General features: G+C 60.8%; 15 protein-coding genes. 7 read left to right on the plus strand and 8 right to left on the minus strand.

Annotation, left to right across the window (positions count from 1 at the left end):
* Positions 1-23 precede the first annotated feature (23 nt).
* Complete coding sequence (locus JJN09_RS13365; RefSeq protein WP_249490543.1) at positions 24-1,529, plus strand: glucosyltransferase domain-containing protein; 1,506 nt, start codon at positions 24-26, stop codon at positions 1,527-1,529.
* 32 nt (positions 1,530-1,561) lie between these two features.
* On the opposite strand, the gene JJN09_RS13370 is transcribed toward JJN09_RS13365, so the two are convergent.
* Positions 1,562-3,181 (minus strand): FMN-binding glutamate synthase family protein, encoded by a 1,620-nt coding sequence (locus JJN09_RS13370; protein WP_249490544.1) that lies wholly within the window; start codon positions 3,179-3,181, stop codon positions 1,562-1,564.
* A gap of 155 nt (positions 3,182-3,336) precedes the next feature.
* Positions 3,337-4,137: a LuxR C-terminal-related transcriptional regulator gene (locus tag JJN09_RS13375; RefSeq protein ID WP_249490545.1), complete on the minus strand. Its 801-nt coding sequence runs from the start codon at positions 4,135-4,137 to the stop codon at positions 3,337-3,339.
* Between the two features lie 125 nt (positions 4,138-4,262).
* Between JJN09_RS13375 and JJN09_RS13380 the strand changes: the two genes are divergently transcribed.
* A complete protein-coding gene (locus JJN09_RS13380) occupies positions 4,263-5,084 on the plus strand; it encodes a carbon-nitrogen hydrolase family protein (RefSeq protein ID WP_249490546.1) in 822 nt (273 codons plus the stop codon).
* 285 nt (positions 5,085-5,369) lie between these two features.
* Positions 5,370-6,695, plus strand: coding sequence for an APC family permease (locus JJN09_RS13385; protein WP_249490547.1), 1,326 nt, complete (start codon positions 5,370-5,372; stop codon positions 6,693-6,695).
* Between the two features lie 12 nt (positions 6,696-6,707).
* Here JJN09_RS13385 and JJN09_RS13390 read toward each other — a convergent pair whose 3' ends face one another.
* Genes JJN09_RS13390 through JJN09_RS13410 form a run of 5 tightly spaced genes read right to left on the minus strand, consistent with a single transcriptional unit; the run spans position 6,708 to position 14,632 of the window.
* Positions 6,708-8,111, minus strand: coding sequence for an ATP-binding protein (locus JJN09_RS13390; RefSeq protein ID WP_249490548.1), 1,404 nt, complete (start codon positions 8,109-8,111; stop codon positions 6,708-6,710).
* Entirely contained in the window at positions 8,108-9,922 is a 1,815-nt protein-coding gene (locus JJN09_RS13395) for a DAHL domain-containing protein (protein WP_249490802.1), read from the minus strand. Before JJN09_RS13395 ends, JJN09_RS13390 begins: the two co-directional genes overlap by 4 nt.
* Positions 9,922-10,890: a cytochrome-c peroxidase gene (locus tag JJN09_RS13400; protein WP_249490549.1), complete on the minus strand. Its 969-nt coding sequence runs from the start codon at positions 10,888-10,890 to the stop codon at positions 9,922-9,924. Before JJN09_RS13400 ends, JJN09_RS13395 begins: the two co-directional genes overlap by 1 nt.
* Complete coding sequence (locus tag JJN09_RS13405; RefSeq protein WP_249490550.1) at positions 10,887-12,761, minus strand: bifunctional diguanylate cyclase/phosphodiesterase; 1,875 nt, start codon at positions 12,759-12,761, stop codon at positions 10,887-10,889. Before JJN09_RS13405 ends, JJN09_RS13400 begins: the two co-directional genes overlap by 4 nt.
* A complete protein-coding gene (locus JJN09_RS13410) occupies positions 12,758-14,632 on the minus strand; it encodes a bifunctional diguanylate cyclase/phosphodiesterase (protein ID WP_249490551.1) in 1,875 nt (624 codons plus the stop codon). The genes JJN09_RS13405 and JJN09_RS13410 overlap by 4 nt, the downstream gene beginning before the upstream one ends.
* Positions 14,633-14,880: 248 nt before the next feature.
* Here JJN09_RS13410 and JJN09_RS13415 point away from each other — a divergent pair, with 248 nt between their 5' ends.
* The 4 genes from JJN09_RS13415 to JJN09_RS13430 all read left to right on the plus strand — a co-directional run bounded on the left by JJN09_RS13415 (position 14,881) and on the right by JJN09_RS13430 (position 17,941).
* Positions 14,881-16,239: an HD domain-containing phosphohydrolase gene (locus JJN09_RS13415; RefSeq protein WP_249490552.1), complete on the plus strand. Its 1,359-nt coding sequence runs from the start codon at positions 14,881-14,883 to the stop codon at positions 16,237-16,239.
* Positions 16,240-16,311: 72 nt separating this feature from the next.
* Positions 16,312-16,746 carry an NUDIX domain-containing protein gene (locus tag JJN09_RS13420; RefSeq protein WP_249490553.1) on the plus strand — a complete coding sequence of 145 codons (435 nt, stop codon included), beginning with the start codon at positions 16,312-16,314 and terminating at the stop codon, positions 16,744-16,746.
* A gap of 23 nt (positions 16,747-16,769) precedes the next feature.
* Positions 16,770-17,408, plus strand: a complete 639-nt coding sequence (locus tag JJN09_RS13425) for a LysE family translocator (protein WP_249490554.1) — start codon at positions 16,770-16,772, stop codon at positions 17,406-17,408.
* Positions 17,409-17,410: 2 nt separating this feature from the next.
* Entirely contained in the window at positions 17,411-17,941 is a 531-nt protein-coding gene (locus JJN09_RS13430) for a GNAT family N-acetyltransferase (RefSeq protein ID WP_249490555.1), read from the plus strand.
* Here JJN09_RS13430 and metR read toward each other — a convergent pair.
* Complete coding sequence (gene metR / locus JJN09_RS13435; RefSeq protein ID WP_249490556.1) at positions 17,925-18,842, minus strand: transcriptional regulator MetR; 918 nt, start codon at positions 18,840-18,842, stop codon at positions 17,925-17,927. The genes JJN09_RS13430 and metR overlap by 17 nt on opposite strands.
* Positions 18,843-18,871 lie beyond the last annotated feature (29 nt).

Raw genomic sequence — 18,871 nt, forward strand, 5'->3', positions numbered from 1 at the left:
CAGCCGTGATCAGAGGCTCAGGTATGAGGATCAGCGATTTTCTCGTACGAGAACTCGGCCGCCGTCAGGTCGTGCTGTTTTTCCTGCTCGCCACGATGCTGTATATCCTGCCGCTGATCCTCGCCGACTTCCCCTACATCGACGACAACTGGCGCACCCTGGCCGCCGGCAATGTCTGGACCGGGCAGGGGCGGTTGTTCATGGACTGGCTGTATAAAGCGCTGACGTTCACTGGCGCTGCGCCGAACATCTTTCCCTTGCCGCTGTTGCTCGCCACGCTGGCCATGTCATTGGCCCTGACTCGCCTGACCTTTCACTATTTCCCCGAACCGACCCTGGCCTGTTGTCTGGTGCCGTTGCCGCTCTGGTACAACCCGTTCCTGTTGCAGAACCTGTCCTATCAGTACGACGGGGCCGGCATGGCCCTGAGTCTTGTGGCGGTGATCTACGCGATCACTTTTTGCGGTACTTCGCGCATTCAGCGATGGCTGGTGCCTTCGGTGTTGCTGGCGCTGGCGATCGGGCTGTATCAGATCAGTCTCAATGTGTTTCTCGGGCTGTGTTGTGTGGAGTTGCTGAGGATTGTTCATCGGCGAGTGCCGTGGGCGGAGTTCAGGTGCCGGTCGGGCTGGAGGCTGGCGCAACTGGTGCTGGGGGTGTTGATCTATGCGGTCACGGCCTATCCGTTCACGGAATCCGGGCGTACGGAACTGCTCAACGGTAGCGCTGATCCGCTGTTGCAGATCGGCATCAATTTCCGCCGCGTGATGGAGAAGGTTGCGCTGCTGTTTCATGGCGGCTACGCAACGGTGTTCGTTGTGTTGGTGCTGTGTGCTCTATTCGGCTGCGTGCTGTTGGGACGGCAGATTCGCCTGCGCGATGAATCCACCGCACAAGGTTTGCTCTTGGGCTTTATCTGCCTGCTGACGCTGCCGTTGATTGTGCTGCTGGTGCCGGGCATGACGCTGTTGTTTCGCGATTTCAACGAAGGTGCGCGAACCCTGATGGGGTTCGGCGTGCTGCTGATGTTGCTGTTCTATCTGGCCTATGTCGGATTGAAGTCGCTGCACTCGCGATGGCCCTTGTTGTTGGCAATTCCGCTTCTGGCAACGTTATCGCTGTCCTTCGCTTACGGGCGGGTGTTGATGATGGAAAAAACCTTCGCCAATAGCGCCCTGTACAGCCTCAGCCAGGACATTTCCTCCCATCGCGAACTGCGCGAAGCCAAACGGATTTACCTGTCAGTCGCTTACTCTGACCGTTGGCTAGCGGGTGCGGAAGGCACGTTCAAACAGCTGCCGGTGCTGCGCTACTTGCTGAACATCGACTACTTCATGCTTGCGGAAAACCTGCCGTCGGCCGGCATCACCAACGTGGTCGCAGAGCGCGAACGGCGCAACGCCACCCGCGTCGGCTATCAGGGGTTTCCAGCCTTGGTGGATCGACTCTATTACCGCATCTACCTGATCGGCAATTACGGTTTCATCGTCATGAAAGAGCCGCCCCATGGCAGGCTCTTGAGATGGTGATTATCCGAAGTGCCATGCCCTGAGCGTTAGCGCTAGGCAGCCGCGATGTCCTGCGGCTCAAAACTGTCCGCCCGCGCCATCTGCCACATCCGCGAATAGAACTCGCCGTTCACTTCCCCGGTGAGCAACTCCCCCGGTTTCAGGAACACGTGTAGCTGCGAGAACAGTTTGATCTCGGTCGCCGACATGCGCCGTACCAAATGCTTGGCCGACAGTTGCGACGGATGTTCGAGACCGGCGGCGGCGAGCATTTCCGCCAGTGCCTTCAATGTATTGCGGTGGAAGTTGTAGACCCGCTGGGCCTTGTCCGGCACCACCAGCGCGCGCTGGCGCAGGTTGTCCTGGGTGGCGACGCCGGTCGGGCATTTGTTGGTGTGGCAGCTTTGCGACTGGATGCAGCCGATGGCGAACATGAAGCCGCGCGCCGAGTTGGCCCAGTCGGCGCCGATGGCCAGCACGCTGGCGATGTCGAAGGCGCTGACGATCTTGCCGCTGGCGCCGAGCTTGATCTTGTCCCGCAGATTCAGGCCCACAAGCGTGTTGTGCACGAACAGCAGACCTTCGCGCATCGGCACGCCGATGTGATCGGTGAACTCCACCGGCGCAGCGCCGGTGCCGCCTTCCTTGCCGTCGACCACGATGAAGTCCGGGAGGATGCCGGTTTCCAGCATCGCCTTGGCGATGCCCATGAACTCCCACGGATGGCCGAGGCAGAACTTGAAACCCACCGGTTTGCCGCCGGACAGTTCACGCAGTTGCTGGATGAAATGCATCATCTCGATCGGCGTGGAGAATGCGCTGTGTCGGGACGGCGAGATGCAGTCTTCGCCCATGGAAATGCCGCGGGTGTCGGCGATTTCCTGAGTGACTTTGTGCTTGGGCAGAATCCCGCCGTGGCCGGGTTTGGCACCCTGACTCATCTTGATTTCGATCATCCGCACTTGCGGAGTCTGCGCCTGGGCGGCAAAGCGCTCCGGGTCGAAACGGCCGTCGCTGGTGCGGCAGCCGAAGTAGCCGCTGCCCAGTTCCCAGGTCAGGTCGCCGCCGTTTTCTCGGTGATAGGGGCTGATGCTGCCTTCGCCGGTGTCGTGGGCGAAGTTGCCGAGTTTGGCGCCCTGGTTCAGCGCACGGATGGCGTTGGCGCTGAGGGAGCCAAAACTCATGGCCGAGATGTTGAACACCGACGCCGAATACGGCTGAGTGCATTGCGGACCACCGACGGTGACGCGGAAGCTGTTCGGATCGCTCAACGGCGCTGGACGCATCGAGTGGCCGATGAACTCGAAACCGGATTGATAGACGTCGATCAGCGTGCCGAACGGTTTGTCGGCGCTTTCGTTCTTGGCCCGTGAGTACACCAGCGAACGCTGGGCGCGGGAGAAGGGCAGGGCGTCGCTGTCGGATTCCAGCAGGTACTGGCGGATTTCCGGGCGAATCCCCTCGACCAGATAACGGATGTTGCCCAGGATCGGGTAGTTGCGGCGCACCGCGTGGGGGCTCTGCATCAGGTCGAACAGACCGATCAGGCTCAGCACCCCGGTGACGGCGGTGATCGGCCACAGCCAGTCATGGTCGAGAAAAGGCAGGCTGGCGAGGGTAAAAATCACGCAGACGGCAAAGAATGCGTAGCGGCTCAGGAGTGACAGGCTCATACGGTTTCCTTGGTTCGGACTCGGATTGTTCAGCGCCGCAGATCCTGTGGGAGCGAGCTTGCTCGCGAAAGGGCCGTCATGTCAGACATGTATGTTGGCTGGCCCACCGCTATCGCGAGCAAGCTCGCTCCCACAGAAAAGCGCACAGCGCTGTATCAGGCGTTCTGCGCCTGCAGAAAGATCGAAAACAGCTCCGACTGGGACTTGATCCCCAGCTTGCTGTACATGTGTTTCTTATGGACTTTCACGGTTTCAACAGAGATTTCCAGCTTACGGGCGATTTCTTTACTGGAGCAACCGCTGAGCATCAAACGCCCGACATCCAGTTCCCGGGCGGTCAGTTGCGCGCCCTTGAGTTGCTGCACCGACGCTTCGAGCTGCACCCGCCAATCCGGTTGCGCCGGCGATGGGGCGAGGGCGACGATTTCATTGATCTCGTAGGGCAGACGCTGGCGCAACAGGCCGAGCACCCATGGCTGGATCAACGACAGTAGGGCAATCTGCTCGCCGCTGAAGCGCTGCTTGCTGCCCAGGGACAGGCACAGTGTGCGGTCGCCTTCGAGCTGGCAATTGAACTGGATTTCATCGGCCACCACATTCAGACGAAAGTATCGCTGGTAATACTCGGTCAGCTCGAAATGCTCCGGCGCGACCTCCGACAGGCGATACAACCCGGTGCGCGATTGTTCGCGGCAGGCGATGTAGAACGGGTCGAGCAGGTACAACCCGCGCAGATAATCCTGGAACAACTGGTCGGGACTGCCGTCTTCGCCCGGGCATTCGGCGAACACCTGCGGGTGGCGGTCGGCACTGAACAGCAGCGCCACCCAGCTATCGAACGGCACGTACTGGTCGAGCAGACGCACCAGTTGCGCCCAGAAATTCGGCCTGTCGAGGGCGTCGATCAACTGCCCGACGGCGCGGTGCCAGGTGATGTCGTCAAACGAAAGAGTCATGCCTCTACCCCTATCGGGTTACCCCGGCCGCGTAATTCCCTGGCCAGTCGAATGCGAAGCATACTGGCCCACAGACAGCCGCCGGGCAATCTTTCGGCGCCCCGCGCTCATAACAAGGACTCCCCATGAAAGTCGAACTCGCCCAACTGGCGGGCCGTGACAAAGACACGGCGTACAACCTCGAACGCGCCCTGGCGGCGATTGCCGCGTGCCCGGCCGATACGCAACTGATCGTGTTCCCCGAGACCCACCTGATGGGCTTTCCGACCGCTGACACCGTGGCGCAGATCGCCGAGCCGGTAGACGGCCCGACCGTCAGCGCGATACAGGCCGCTGCCCGCGAACGCAACATCGCCGTGGTGATCGGCATGGCCGAGAACGACAGCGGCCGTTTCTACAACACCACGCTGCTGATCTCCCCCGAAGGCATCGCCCTGAAATACCGCAAGACCCACCTCTGGGCGTCCGATCGCGGCGTGTTCGAAGCCGGCGACCGTTACGCCACGTGCCTGTGGAACGGCGTGCGGGTCGGCCTGCTGATCTGCTACGACATCGAGTTCCCGGAGTCGGCCCGTGCCCTGGCGCAACTGGGCGCGGAGTTGCTGATCGTCACCAACGGCAACATGGACCCGTACGGGCCGACCCACCGCACCGCGATCATGGCCCGGGCCCAGGAAAACCAGGCGTTTGCGCTGATGGTCAATCGCGTGGACGCGGGGGATGACGGGTTGATGTTCGCCGGCGGCAGTGCGCTGGTGGATCCGCTGGGCGCGGTGCTGTTCGAGGCCGGGCGTGAGGAGGGGCGGTTCAGCGTTGAGCTGGATTTTGACCAGTTGGCGCTGGCGCGCAAGGATTACCGGTATCTGGATGATCAGCGGTTGAGGTTGCCGGGGGAGGTGGTGGAGCGGGACTGTGGTGTTCGGGAGCTTTTGATTCCTGCCCGTTGATCGCTGTCCTCACCCTAACCCTCTCCCAGAGGGAGAGGGGACTGACCGGGTCGCTCATTCGATGTACGCCGACCTGAAAAACCGAGTGAACTCAGAATTTTGAACTGCATGAAGATCTGCTCCCTTTCCCCCTCTCCCCACTGGGGAGAGGGTTGGGGTGAGGGGTGGATTTTGACTTTGACGCACCTTTAAGCCTTACCCAAAAAATAACAACGCAAAAAACCCGAAACATTCGCCGAACTCGGCCTCTGCCATAAATCCAATAAAATCCGGAGTAAGTCGCCCATGGCTCGTTTGCAACGCACCCTTTCGCTAGGGTCGGTGGTGCTGTTCGGCATCGCCTACATGACGCCGATCATTGTCCTCGGCACGTTCGGCATCCTCGCCCAGTCCACCGCCGGCATGGTGCCCGCTGCGTATCTGGCGGCGCTGGTGGCGATGTTTTTCACCGCCATGAGCTACGGGCGCATGGCCGCCGCGTTCCCGGTGGCCGGGTCGGCCTACAGCTACGTGCGCAAGGCCATCAGCCCGAAACTCGGCTTTATCGCCGGTTGGGCGGTGCTGCTCGATTACCTGTTTTTGCCGATGGCGATCTGGCTGATCGGCGCCGCGTACCTCGCTTCGGCCTTCCCGTCGATTCCGCAGTGGATCTGGGTGCTGGCGTTCATCGGCATCACCAGTGCGATCAACGTCATCGGTCTGAAACTGGCCAACGGCATCAACGCCTTGCTGATGCTGGTGCAGTTTCTGGTACTGATCGCCTTCGTCGCCCTGTGCGTGCATTACATCGGCGGTGATGCCAGCACGCCGTTGTGGTCGATCAAACCGTTCTTCAACGGCGACATGCAGATGCCGTTGATCATGAGTGGCGCGGCCATCGCCTGCTACTCGTTCCTCGGTTTCGATGCGGTCAGCACCTTGACCGAAGAAACCCGCGATCCACGCCGCACCATCCCTCGGGCAATCATGTTGATCACCCTGATCGGCGGGCTGATTTTCGTTGGCGTGTCGTACTTCGTGCAGATCGCGCATCCGTCGTTCCAGTTCGACAATGTCGACTCGGCAGCCTACGAAATTGCGCGCAACATCGGTGGTGACCTGTTCGTCTCGATCTTCCTCATCGGCCTGATCGTCGGTCAGTTCGCTTCGGGTCTGTCCGCCCAGGCCAGCGGTTCGCGGCTGTTGTTTGCGATGGGCCGTGACGGCGTGTTGCCCAAGTCGTTCTTCGGCACCTTGCACGAGCGCTTCGGCACACCGGTCAACAGCATCTTGCTCTGCGCGGTGGTGGCGTTACTGGCGCTGAAACTCGATGTGACCACGTCGACCTCGTTCATCAACTTCGGCGCTTTCCTGGCGTTCAGCCTGGTCAACCTGTCGGTGATCTTCCATTACTGGATTGGCGGCGAGAAGAAAGGCCTGCGCGAGCTGGTGCTGTTTCTGGTCTTCCCGTTCATCGGCCTGGTTGCGGACTTGTGGCTGATGGTCAGCCTTGATCACCTCGCGGTGTATCTGGGTCTGAGCTGGCTGGCAATTGGCGTGGTGTATCTGGCGGTGCTGACCGGCGGTTTCCGTCGCCAGCCACCGGAAATGGATTTCCAGGAGGCGACCTGATCTGACCTGACATCAGGCCGCAGGCCGGGTCTGGCGCAATGGCAGTTGCACGCGAAACGTTGTGCCGGTTCCCGGTGTGCTGCTGACGGAAATGTCCCCGCCGTGTTTCTTCACGATGCCATAGGACAGGGACAGGCCCAGCCCTGTCCCCTGGCCTACCGGTTTGGTGGTGAAAAACGGGTCGAAGATTTTCTGCAGGGTTTCGGGCGCAATGCCCGAGCCGTTGTCGGCCACTTCGATGATCGCCGACTCCCCCTGCACTGCGGTGCGCAGGGTAATGGTGCCGCGTTCGGCACCCATGGCCTGCGCCGCGTTGATCACCAGGTTCATGATGACCTGATTGATCTGCGAGGGCAGGCATTCGATCTCCGGAAGGTCCTGATATTCCTTGACCACGTCGGCCTTGTACTTGAGTTCACTGGCGACGATGTTCAGGGTCGAGTCGATACCCTGTTGCAGGTTCGCCCACTGCCATTGTTGCTGGGCATCGACCCGGGAGAAGTCCTTGAGGTCCTTGACGATCTGCCCGACCCGGCCGATGCCTTCTTTGGATTCGCGGATCAGTACCGGAATGTCTTCGAGCAGAAAATCCACTTCGAGGTGTTCGCGCAGTTGCTGCAACTGCGCAGCGGGTTCGGCGGCGAGGGTCTGCCCGGCGGCGTGATAGGCGCCGAGCATGGCCAGCAACTGCTGGAAGTAACCGTCCAGCGTGCCGAGGTTGGAGGAAATGAAGCCGATCGGGTTGTTGATTTCATGGGCAACCCCGGCCGCCAATTGCCCCAACGACGCGAGTTTTTCCGACTGCACCAACTGGCCTTCCAGTTGCTTGCGCTCGTCGATTTCCCGCTGCAAGGCTTCGCTGGCTTGCTTGAACTGGGCGGTGCGTTGGTCAACCAGATGTTCCAGGTGATGCATTTGCAACGATGCACGCTCGGTCATCTGCCATTTGGTCAGCAGGGTGTTGGCCATCTGCTGGACTTCGATGTTGTCGAACGGCTTTTTCAGGATCAGCAACCGGTCATGGGCGTGCAGGCGATCCAGCAGTTCATCCCAGGAATAGTCGGAATAAGCGGTGCACACCACCACCTGCAATTGCGGATCCTGTTGCCAGAGATGCTCGATGGTTTTCGCTCCGTCCCAACCGTCGGGCATGCGCATGTCGACAAAGGCCAGTGCGTAAGGGCACTGCTCTTGCAACGCCAGGTTGAGTTTGGCCAGGCCTTCTTCACCGCCATAGGCCGAGTCCAGTTGGAATGTTGCTCGCCGGGGTTTGGCAGGTGCGCCGAACAGGGCCGCTTCCATCTCGTCCAGCTCCGCTGACTGCGCCTGGGTCGGGGCAAGTATCTTGCGAAAGTCTTCGTGGATCGACGGCATGTCGTCGATCAGCAGGATGCGGCGGTTCGACAGTTCGCTCATGCGTTCTCCGTTACGGTGATCAGCGGAATCTGCAGGGTGAACAAAGCGCCCAGCCCCGGCCCGTCGCTGTGGGCGGTGAGATGGCCGTTCATCTCGATGGCTGCCAGGGCACAACTGTGCAGGCCAAAGCCGTGGCCATCCTTGCGGGTGGTGAAGCCGTGGGCAAAGATCCGCGTCATGTTCTCCGGTGCGATGCCCTCGCCATCGTCCCTGACGCTGATTTCCAGAAAGCCTTCATCGACGATTTTCACGCCCAGGGTCATGGTCCGTGGGCGGTTGCTGAGGTCGGACATCGCGTACTTGGCGTTGCTGATCAGGTTGATCAGGATCAGCAGCAAACGGTGCTTGTCGCCCATCACCTGGGGCACGTCGCCGTATGCCTTGACCACCGTGACATGGTGCCGGGTGAGTGCGCCGGCGTTCATGCGCAGGGCGTCTTCGAGCAATTCGTTGATGTACAGCGGCTCGGTCATGCTGTTGGCCCCGGCATAGGATTGCTGGGTGGCGACGATGTCCTTGATGTGATCGACGCTCTTGTTCATCTGGGCCAGTTCTTCGGCCATTTCCTGTTGTTCCTGGGCGATGGCGCCCACCAGTTGATTGAGGTAGCCGGGCAGCAGCTTGCCCTTGGCGTCCTCGGTCAGGAACGACCCGAGGTCGTCGGGATGTTCGTTGATCAGCTGCATGGCCTTGCCCAGCCCCAGTGCCTTGCTGCTGCGCAGTTTTCGCGAGATCAGGTCGGAGGAAATGTTCACGCTGTTGAGTACGTTGCCGACGTTGTGCAACACGTTGGTGGCGATTTCCGCCATGCCGGCCTGCCGCGCGGCGTCGAGCAGTTCGGTCTGCACGTTCTTCAGTTCGCGGGTCCGCTCGTCAACCCGTTGCTCGAGCACATCGTTGGCCGTTTGCAGGGCCGCATTGACCCGGTTGATTTCCGCAAAACTTCGGATCAGGCGGATGGCCAGCCACAGCAGCGACAACATCAGCAGGACAGAAAACAGTAGAAGGTAGAAATGGTATTTCTGGTCGGTTCGTTCGGCCTGTTGCTGATCCAGGTCGAGCATGTTGGTGATGCTGTCCAGACGCTCGGCCACGGGAATCGACTCGATCTGATCGAGCAGGCGGTTGACGATCGGTTGCTCACGCAGGATCAGGGCGATGTGATTGCTCAGGATCCTGATCGGGGTTTGAAAATCCTCCGGCAGACGTTGCGCGTTCACCGCCAGTTTGTTCAGGCCCAGCTCAATGTCGGAGGCTTTGTCGTCAGAGGCGACCTGGGCGAACTCCAGTGCGCTGAGCAACAGGTCATAGGTGTCGGTGACGATGTTCTGTAATTGAATCTTGTCGAGGTCGGACAGATTGGCCAGTTGCGCCTGAATGTCATCCTCGGCACTCGGCAGAAACGCCAGAGAGTTGCGCAACAACGCGTTGTGCGACTTGAACTGTTCCACCAGACGGGTTTTTTCCTGCATGGCGTCCAGGAAACGTTCGTGGGCATGGTCCCATTGCCTGGATTCGTTGCGTCCATGCCCGGATTCCATGGATTCGAAGCGTGCCCACAGACGATTCATCTCGTTCATCGGCGAGACCAGCGGATCGTAATTGTGGGTGATCGCCACCCGGGCCTTGAGGACTTCACTTTCCCACTGCGAATCCTGTTGCTTGATCTGACGGATCAGGTCCCGGGATTCGGTGTAGGTGGTGGTCTGCTCGGAACTGGACTTGAGGTACAGAAACACCAGGATCGAGGCCAGCAATACGGCCAGGAGGCTGAGCAACAGCAGGCTGAGTCGACCCGAGACCGTTTTCATCATGGCTGGCCCTCCCAGTGCCCGGTCAGGGTCTTGAGAAACTCGATGATCAGCGCCTTGTCTTCCTCGCTCGGCATGCGGCCCAACTGATACTGGAACATCACGTCCACGGCCCGCTCGAGTGTGGGCGCCGATCCATCGTGGAAGTACGGCGCGGTCAGTGCGACATTGCGCAGGCTCGGCACTTTGAATACGGCGCGATCGTCTTCGTCGCCGGTCACGTTGAACCGCCCCTGATCCGCCAGCGTCGGATGGCCGCGATCGGCGATGTAGTCGCCGAACACGCCGAATTTCTGGAACATGTTGCCGCCGATGTTCACCCCCTGATGGCAGGCGATGCAGCCGTAGTCCTTGAAGCGCTGATAACCGTATTTCTCATCGAGGGTCAGGATGTCCGTGTTGCCCAGCAGGTATTGATCGAAGCGCGAACCCGGAGTCAGGAGTGTGCGTTCGTAGCTCGTCAGGGCGTTCTGGATATTGGCTTGGGTCACGGCATCCGGGTAGGCGGCGCTGAAAGACTGGCGATAGTCGGGGTCGTCGGCGATCCGTTGCACAACGGTGTTCCAGTCGTTGCCCATTTCGTGGGGACTGGTGATGACGACGTGGGTCTGCTCTTCCAGCGTTTCGACGCGACCGTCCCAGAATTGACGGAAATTGAGGCTGGCGTTGAGCACGGTCGGCGTGTTGACCTCCACCGGTTGGCCATCGAAGCCAATAGACAGGGCCCGACTGTCGGCCCCGTTCTTGTCCAGTTGATGACAACTGGCGCAGGACAGGGTGTTATTAGCCGACAGCCGTGGATCGTGGAAAAGCTGGCGACCCAGTCCGACGCGTTTCGGGTCCTGTTTCGGAATACCAGGCAGGGGTTTCAGCGGTTCGTCCAATGGAGCGGCAATAGTCTTGGCGCAGGATACGGACAGCAGCAGGAACAAAACGCTTCGGGCCAGGCACGTCGGCGGCGTGTTCATGGAGCACTCCAGGGCCCCGGCAGCCCTGTCATCAGCAAACGGGCAAAGGCGTCCGCGGGTAAGGCCCTGCTGAAGTAGTAACCCTGACCTTCCTCGCAGTGATGGGACCTGAGAAAGGCCAACTGTTGCGCCGTCTCCACCCCTTCGGCGATGACGTTCAGGTTCAGGCTCTTGCCCAGGCTGATGATCGCGCCGACCAGGGCGGCGTCGCTGCTGTCATGGCTCAGGCCGCGAATGAACGACTGATCGATTTTCAGCACATCGATGGGAAATCGCCGCAGATAACTCAAGCTGGAATAACCGGTGCCGAAGTCATCGATGGCCAGCCTGACCCCCAGCGCCTTCAACCGGTTCAATGCGCTCATGGTCGCGTCGACGTTCTGCATCAGCACGCCTTCGGTGATCTCAAGTTCCAGCAGCACGGGATCGAGCCCGGTGTCTTTCAGCACTTGTTCGATGCCCTCGACAAAATGGCGCTGACGAAAGTCAATGGCCGAGGTGTTGACCGACATACGGATCAGCGGCAACCCGGCTTTTTGCCAGTCTCGCGTCTGACGGCAGGCCTCACCCAGCACCCATTTGCTCAAGGGCACGATCAGGCCGCTGTCTTCGGCCACCGGGATGAACTCCGATGGATACACCCAGCCATGCCCCGGTTTCTGCCAGCGCACCAGTGCCTCGGCACCCACCACCCGACCGCTGCCCAAGTCGATTTTCGGCTGGTAGTGCAGGACGAATTCGTGCCGTTGCAGGGCCTGGCGAATGCCCGACTCGATGCCTTGCTGTTCCCGGGCGCGCTGGTTCATGGCCTCGATGAAGAAACCGATTTCGTTCGGGCCGCTTTCCTTGGCATTGCGCATGGCGGTTTCGGCTTTTTTGATCAGGTCGATGGCTTCCAGCCCGTCGTCCGGATAAGTACTGATCCCCACGCTGGCGGTGACACTGACGTCGTGACCGACAATCGTCTGCGGCTCACGGATGGCCGCCAGCAGTTTTTCGGCGATGCTGCGCGTCTGCTGCGGGTGGTTGATGTCGCTGAGCATCACCACGAACTCGTCGGAGCCATAGCGAAAGACCGAGTCCGATTCACGCACGCAGCTCAGCAGTTGCTGGCCGACCCGTTTGAGCATCTCGTCGCCCGCCGGATGGCCCAGGGCATTGTTGATGCGCTTGAAGCGGTCCAGGCCGAGAAACATCACCACCAGTTGTTTGTCATGGCGCCGGCACGCGGCCAGCGACTGAGTCAGGCGGTCACCGAGCAAGGTGCTGTTGGGCAGGCCCGTGAGGCTGTCGTACTGCAACAGGCGCGAGACCTTGAGCAATTCATGCACCCGCGCCTCGATGGTCTGCTCAAGGTTGAGCATCTTCAGCGCCGCGTCCTGGGCCAGTTGCCATTTCCAGGTCAGGGCATTGGCCATCTGACGGATTTCCAGGGTGTCGAACGGCTTTTTCAGGATCAGCAATTGATCGCCGAATTCCAGCCGTTCAGCCATGGCTTCCCAGCTGTAGTCGGAGTAGGCGGTGCACAGCGCAATTTGCAGGTTGGGGTCGATAGCCCAGAGCTTTTCGATGGTTTCGAGGCCATCCCAGCCGGGCGGCATGCGCATGTCGGTAAAGGCGAGGGCGTAGGGCCGGCCTTCGTCCAAGGCGTTTTGCACCAGTTTCAGCGCTTCCTGGCCTTGGTAGGCAGAGTCCAGCTGGAACGTCAGATGAGGCGATTGACGGGTGCCGAACAGCGTCTGTTCAAGCGCATTCAGATCTGATTCACCGCTGGTGTCGGGCGTGAGGATCTTGCGAAAGTCGGCATGGATCGCCGGTGTATCGTCGACGATCAGAATGCGCCGGTTGGTCTGGGGAAAAGGCGTTTTCATCCCTCATCCTCCTTGGGCAGCGGAGCGACCGCGCTCGCGTCCTTCAGTAGTCGGGCTGCCTGTTCTGGGCTGACCGCCGCGCTCAGGCAAAAGCCCTGCACGTTTTTCAACGGCACACCGGGCACGAGGGCTGCGCCCGGATCGTCCGGCCGAACGCCTTCGGCGCTGATGTCGATCGCCAGGTCCCGGGCGAAATTGACGATCGCCCGCAGTCGGTTGGCACCGTCCTCATCCCTGGCCGCATTGTCGATCAGGGATTGAGCGAGTTTGAGGTGATTGACCCGGTAGGTTTTCAGGTAATCGAACGATGAGTATTCAGTGCCGAAATCATCGATGGCGATGGTCACACCCAACTCGCGCAGGCGCGGCAACGCATCGTTGTGTGTCCATTGGGTCTGGGCCAGGGTGGCTTCAGTGACATCGAAACGCAGGTCCCATGGTGCCAGCTCCCACCGGGCCGTGGTGCGCAATACGTCGTAAATGAGTTCGGGGCCGGACTTGAGTTGCGCCAGGGAAATCTTGATCGCCATCACCGGTGGCGCCACCCCGTCGTTTTGCCATTGGTGCATCTGCCAGCAGGCGTGATCCAGAATCCAGCGTCCAAGAGGAACGATTGCGCCGGTCTTTTCTGCCGCCGGTACGAAGGCTGACGCCGGCAGCAGGCCAAGCCTGGGATGTTGCCAACTGACCTGCGCGGCCATACCGAGAATTCTGCCGCTGTGCAGGTCCACTTCCGGCAAGTAATCGAGCTTCAGACCTCCCCGTGTGAGGGCCGTCGTCAACTCGTCGGCAAGGACCATGCGCTCGGCCACCTCACGGGTGATGTCTTCGGAGTGGAAGTGATACTGGTTGCGCCCGGATTCCTTGGCGCGGTACAGCGCCATGTCGGCTTGCCCCAACAGGCTGTCGGCATCGAAACTGGCGGGGGCATAGCTGCTGATACCGATGCTGGCCGAAATGCGCACGGCGTTGCCGCCCAGTTGGTAGGGCGCCTGCAGCGTTTCAAGGATCTTGGTGGCGATGGCGGCGGACTGTGTCGGTTCGCTGACGTCCAGTTGCAGGATCGCAAACTCATCGCCGCCCAGACGTGCCACCACATCGTTTTCCCGGACCCCGGCCTTGATCCGTTGTGCCACTTGCTGCAACAACTGATCGCCGACCGGGTGGCCGAGTGTGTCGTTGACTCGCTTGAAGTGATCCAGGTCCAGGTAAAACACCGCGAATGGCGCTGCCCCCCGGCGCGCGGCGGCGAAGGCTTGATGCAGACGCTCGATCAGCGTGGCGCGATTGGCCAGCCCCGTGAGGCCGTCCGTGCGAGCCAGCAGGGTCACTTTTTGTTCCAGCTGATTCAGCTTCAGCGCGGCTTCTTCGGTCATTTGCCATTTGACTGTCAGGGCGCTGGCCATCTGGCGGATTTCGATCGCGTCGAAGGGTTTTTTCAGGATCAGCAAGCGATCATTCAATGGCAACCGCTGATCGATATCTTCCCAGGAGTAGTCGGAATAGGCGGTGCAGAGGGCCACTTGCAGTTTGGGATCGACCTGCCAGAGTCGCTCGATGGTTTCCAGGCCGTCCCAACCTGGCGGCATGCGCATATCGATGAAGGCCATGGCGTAAGGGCGGCCGGCGGCCAGTGCGGCTTCGACCTTGTCCAGTGCTTCGAGCCCCTGAAAGGCCGAATCCAGTTCGAAGTTTTCGTTCTGTATGGAAGACGCCCCGGATGGGGTGCCGAACAGCAGGCTTTCGGTTTCGTCCAGCCTGTCGTCTTCAGCCGTGGATGACTTGAGGATTTTCGCGAAATCGTCGTGGATCGACGCGGTATCGTCGACGATCAGCACACGTCGATTGATGTGTCCGGGTGGTGCACTCATGGCGCAATACCCGAAAGTTCACGCACATTCGTCATCGGGAGCATCCTTTTCCCCTCATCACATGCCTGCGCGCAGGCCGATGGTGTCGTCCAGCGACTTGAGCATAGTTGCCCTGTCGGCACTTCGCCTTACCCGATGACTTGCGCAGCCCTCGCGAAAAAATCATCTAGCCTGTCACTCAGGCGCGGGCAAGGGAGGAGGTCTGTCGGCACGCCTGCCACGTCCACCGTTTTTCGCGAGGCCTCGCCATGGAAGAGCAATCCGCCCCGACTTCGGCCCACCGACCTGCCGTTTTGCTGGTCGATGACGAGGAATCGATCCTCAACAGCCTGCGCCGCCTGCTGCGTGGCCAGCCCTACGACGTGCTGCTTGCGACCAGCGGGGCTCAGGCACTGGAAATGCTGGCGCAACGTCCGGTCGACCTGGTGATGAGTGACGCGCGGATGCCCAACATGGACGGCGCGACGCTACTGGCCAGCGTTCGTCAGCTTTATCCGGCGACCACGCGGATCATGTTGACGGGGTATGCCGACCCTTCGGCGATTATCAAGGCCATCAATGAGGGGCAGATCGACCGCTATATCAGCAAGCCCTGGAACGACGAGGAAATGCTCCTGATCCTGCGTCAGGCGCTCGAACACCAGCATCTGACCCGCGAGCGCGAGCGTCTGGAGCAGTTGACCCGGGTGCAGAACGATCAATTGAAATTGCTCAACAGCACCCTGGAAAAACACGTCAGCGCCCGTACCGCCGAGCTGCAACAGACCGCCGATATGCTCGACCTGGCCTACGAAGAGCTCAAGCACAGTTATGTGACCGGCACCGAAGTGTTCTCCTTGCTTGCCAACTTGCGCCTGCCTCCGGCCAAGCAGACTAACCGGCAGATCATTGAACTGGTGCGCGGCTACTGCAAGATGCACCGGCTGGACGAAGCCGCCAGCCGCGACCTGACCATGGCTGCCGCGCTCTACAACATCGGCAAGCTGAGCTGGACCGACAGCATGATGACCACCCCCTCGGACCTGTTGCACAGCACCGACCGCGACCGCTATCGGGGTTATCCGAAACAGAGTGAATCGCTGCTGATGACCCTGGACCCGATGAAGGACGCCGCGCGATTGATCCTGCATCATCAGGAGCGCTGGGATGGCAGCGGGTTTCCCGACCGCCTCAAGGGCGAGGCCATTCCCTTCGGCTCGCGATTGTTGAAACTGGCGGTGGATTTCGTCGAGTTGCAGCGCGGGCTGATTCTCGAACGGCAGATGAACAGCGATGAAGCGCTGCTTTACCTGCGTCAGTACGCTGGCAGGCTGTACGACCCCGACCTGATCGAGGACTTCATCCAGGTTTGCGCGGCTTTTCTGAGCGATGTCGTCCTGGCCGACCCGAACGTCAAGGTGCTGGGCACCCGAGAGCTGGCGGCGGGGATGATCCTGGCGCGCAACCTCAATGCCGACAACGGCATGTTGCTGCTCAATGCCGGCAAGGTACTGAGTGCGCTGCTGGTGGACAAACTGATCAGTTTCGAAGCCATGGAGGGTGGCAAATACAAGGTGTTCGTGAAAGTGCCGGAGGAGGGCGAATCGGCGCTTCTGGCCCAGTCTTGAGGCCGTATGAGGTGACGCTGCCGCAGCCGGCATGGGATCCTTGCGGTTTTCCTCAAGGCCGGTGGCTGCCCCATGACCTCTGTATCCGCTGTTTCCCCCCGCATCATTCGTATTGCCGCCGCGCTGCTGCTCAACCCCGACGGCCAGACCCTGCTGGTGCGCAAGCGCGGCACCACGGCGTTCATGCAACCGGGCGGCAAGATCGAGGCCCATGAGCTGCCGGTGCATGCGCTGGCCCGTGAACTGGAAGAAGAACTGGGGCTGGTGATCGATGCGGCGCAAGCGGCTTTTCTCGGCCAGTTCTCGGCACCCGCCGCCAACGAGCCGGGATTTGTCGTGCAGGCCGACATTTTTCAGCTGACCATCGACACCGAAGTCTCCCCGGCCGCCGAAATCGAAGAGGTGGTCTGGATCGACCCGGCCACCGACGGCGATGTGGTTCTCGCCCCATTGACACGCGACCTGATCCTGCCGTTTTATCGAGCCTCGCTGACCGCGATCGCCTGATCACTCACGCCAAGGATTTCGCCATGATCCCGCTTCAAGACCTGCTGATCTTTGCTGCCGCCGCACTGCTGATGGTCCTGACGCCGGGGCCGAACATGATCTACCTGATCTCCCGTTCGATCTGCCAGGGACGCAAGGCCGGCGTGACCTCGCTGCTCGGCGTGGTGGCGGGGTTCTTCGTCCATCTGTTCGCCGCGGCGGCCGGTTTGACCGCGGTGTTTCTCGCGGTGCCGATGGCTTATGAAGTGTTGAAGTGGGCCGGCGCGCTGTACCTGTTGTGGCTGGCCTGGCAGGCGGTGAAACCCGGTGCGCGTTCACCGTTCGAAGCGCAGCAATTGCCTGCGGATTCGTCGCGCAAACTGATCACCATGGGCTTTCTCACCAGCGCGCTGAACCCGAAGATCGCGGTGTTTTATCTCTCGGTGTTTCCGCAATTCATTTCGCCTGAACACGGCTCGGTGTTCACTCAAAGCATCATTCTCGGCCTGACCCAGATCAGCGTCAGTTTCTGCGTCAACCTGTTGATCGCGCTGTTCGCAGCAGGCATCGCGTCGTGGTTCGTCAGCAACCCGACGTGGCTGGCGGCGCAGCGTTATTTCATGGGGTTTGTGCTCGGCGGGCTGGCGGTGCGGCTGATGCTTGAACAACGCCGGGCAGCCTGAGCATGTGGATTGAGCGGCTGGACGCCAGTCATGCGCTGGCCTATCGCGAATTGATGCTGGAAGCCTATGACCGTCACCCGCAGGCGTTCACCTCCAGCGTGCGCGAGCGCGCGGCGATGCCCTTGAGTTGGTGGGAATCGCGGCTGACCAGCAAACTCGACGCGGTGTTTGGCGCGTTCGAAGAAGGCCGGCTGGCGGGCATCGTCGGCCTGGCATTCGAGCCTCGGGAAAAGGCCCGACACAAGGCAACGGTATTCGGCATGTATGTGTCGGCGGACTTTCGTCAGCGCGGGCTGGGCCTGAAACTGATGGAGGCCGTGCTGGAGGAAGCGCAGCAGCATCCGGCGCTGAAAGTCATTCAACTGACCGTCACTGCCGGCAACGAGGCGGCGTTCCATCTGTACCAGCGCTGCGGCTTCATCCAGTTCGGTCTGGAGCCGATGGCGGTGCGGGTCGGCGAGGACTACTTCGACAAGATCCACATGTGGTGCGCGCCTTTCGTACCAACCGCCAGTCTCAACGAACCGCGCTGACCCCGTCCAGCGTCGAGAACGAGGTGTCCTTGGCCGTCAGCAGGAAATCGCGCATGTACGGCGCGTCGAGCATGTCGGCGCGGATCGCCGCGTACAGCGTCGCAAACAGACCCTTCTCGCCCAGCCGCTTGGCCTTCACATAACCCCGCGAGCTGTATTCATGCAGCGCCCAGTGCGGCATGCCACACACGCCACGACCACTGGCCACCAGTTGCATCATCATCACCGTCAGCTCTGACGTGCGTACCTGCGCAGGTTCGATGTCGGCCGGTTCGAGGAAGCGGGTGAAGATGTCCAGCCGGTCGCGTTCCACCGGATAAGTGATCAGGGTTTCGCTCAGCAGGTCTTCGGGGACGATGTAGGGTTTGCTCGCCAAGGCGTGTTGGTTGGCGACTGCAAGCATGGCTTCGTAGGTGAACAGCGGCACGTAGGTGATGCCAGCGATTTCCAGCGGGTCGGAGGTCACCACCAGATCCAGGTCACCGCGGGCCAGCGCCGGCAGCGGGGCGAAGGAGAAACCCGAGGCCAGATCGAGTTCGACTTCCGGCCACGCATCGCGGAACTGGTCGATGGTCGGCATCAGCCACTGGAAGCAGCTGTGGCATTCGATCGCCATGTGCAGACGCCCGGCGGTGCCACCGGCCAGACGCGCGATATCGCGCTCGGCACCGCGCAGCAGCGGCAGGGTTGCGTCCGCCAGTTGCAGCAGGCGCAGGCCGGCGCTGGTGAAACGTACGGGTTTGGTCTTGCGCACGAACAACGGCATGCCCATGCGCTCTTCCAGTTCCTTGAACTGGTGGGACAGCGCCGACTGGGTCAGGTGCAGGCGGTCGGCCGCATCCACCAGGCTGTCAGCTTCGCGCAGGGCATGCAGGGTTTTCAGGTGACGGATCTCAAGCACCGCAGGCTCCATGAGGAAAATTTGTGATC

The organism is Pseudomonas sp. HS6 (genome assembly GCF_023375815.1).
GTDB lineage: Bacteria > Pseudomonadota > Gammaproteobacteria > Pseudomonadales > Pseudomonadaceae > Aquipseudomonas.

Coding starts and splice junctions, on each gene's coding strand:
- JJN09_RS13375 (WP_249490545.1), bottom strand. CDS start 4,137: ATGACTCTTTCGTTTGACGACATCACCTGGCACCGCGCCGTCGGGCAG.
- JJN09_RS13395 (WP_249490802.1), bottom strand. CDS start 9,922: ATGAAAACGGTCTCGGGTCGACTCAGCCTGCTGTTGCTCAGCCTCCTG.
- JJN09_RS13380 (WP_249490546.1), top strand. CDS start 4,263: ATGAAAGTCGAACTCGCCCAACTGGCGGGCCGTGACAAAGACACGGCG.
- JJN09_RS13390 (WP_249490548.1), bottom strand. CDS start 8,111: ATGAGCGAACTGTCGAACCGCCGCATCCTGCTGATCGACGACATGCCG.
- JJN09_RS13430 (WP_249490555.1), top strand. CDS start 17,411: ATGTGGATTGAGCGGCTGGACGCCAGTCATGCGCTGGCCTATCGCGAA.
- JJN09_RS13370 (WP_249490544.1), bottom strand. CDS start 3,181: ATGAGCCTGTCACTCCTGAGCCGCTACGCATTCTTTGCCGTCTGCGTG.
- JJN09_RS13410 (WP_249490551.1), bottom strand. CDS start 14,632: ATGAGTGCACCACCCGGACACATCAATCGACGTGTGCTGATCGTCGAC.
- JJN09_RS13415 (WP_249490552.1), top strand. CDS start 14,881: ATGGAAGAGCAATCCGCCCCGACTTCGGCCCACCGACCTGCCGTTTTG.
- JJN09_RS13365 (WP_249490543.1), top strand. CDS start 24: ATGAGGATCAGCGATTTTCTCGTACGAGAACTCGGCCGCCGTCAGGTC.
- JJN09_RS13400 (WP_249490549.1), bottom strand. CDS start 10,890: ATGAACACGCCGCCGACGTGCCTGGCCCGAAGCGTTTTGTTCCTGCTG.
- JJN09_RS13425 (WP_249490554.1), top strand. CDS start 16,770: ATGATCCCGCTTCAAGACCTGCTGATCTTTGCTGCCGCCGCACTGCTG.
- JJN09_RS13405 (WP_249490550.1), bottom strand. CDS start 12,761: ATGAAAACGCCTTTTCCCCAGACCAACCGGCGCATTCTGATCGTCGAC.
- JJN09_RS13420 (WP_249490553.1), top strand. CDS start 16,312: ATGACCTCTGTATCCGCTGTTTCCCCCCGCATCATTCGTATTGCCGCC.
- JJN09_RS13385 (WP_249490547.1), top strand. CDS start 5,370: ATGGCTCGTTTGCAACGCACCCTTTCGCTAGGGTCGGTGGTGCTGTTC.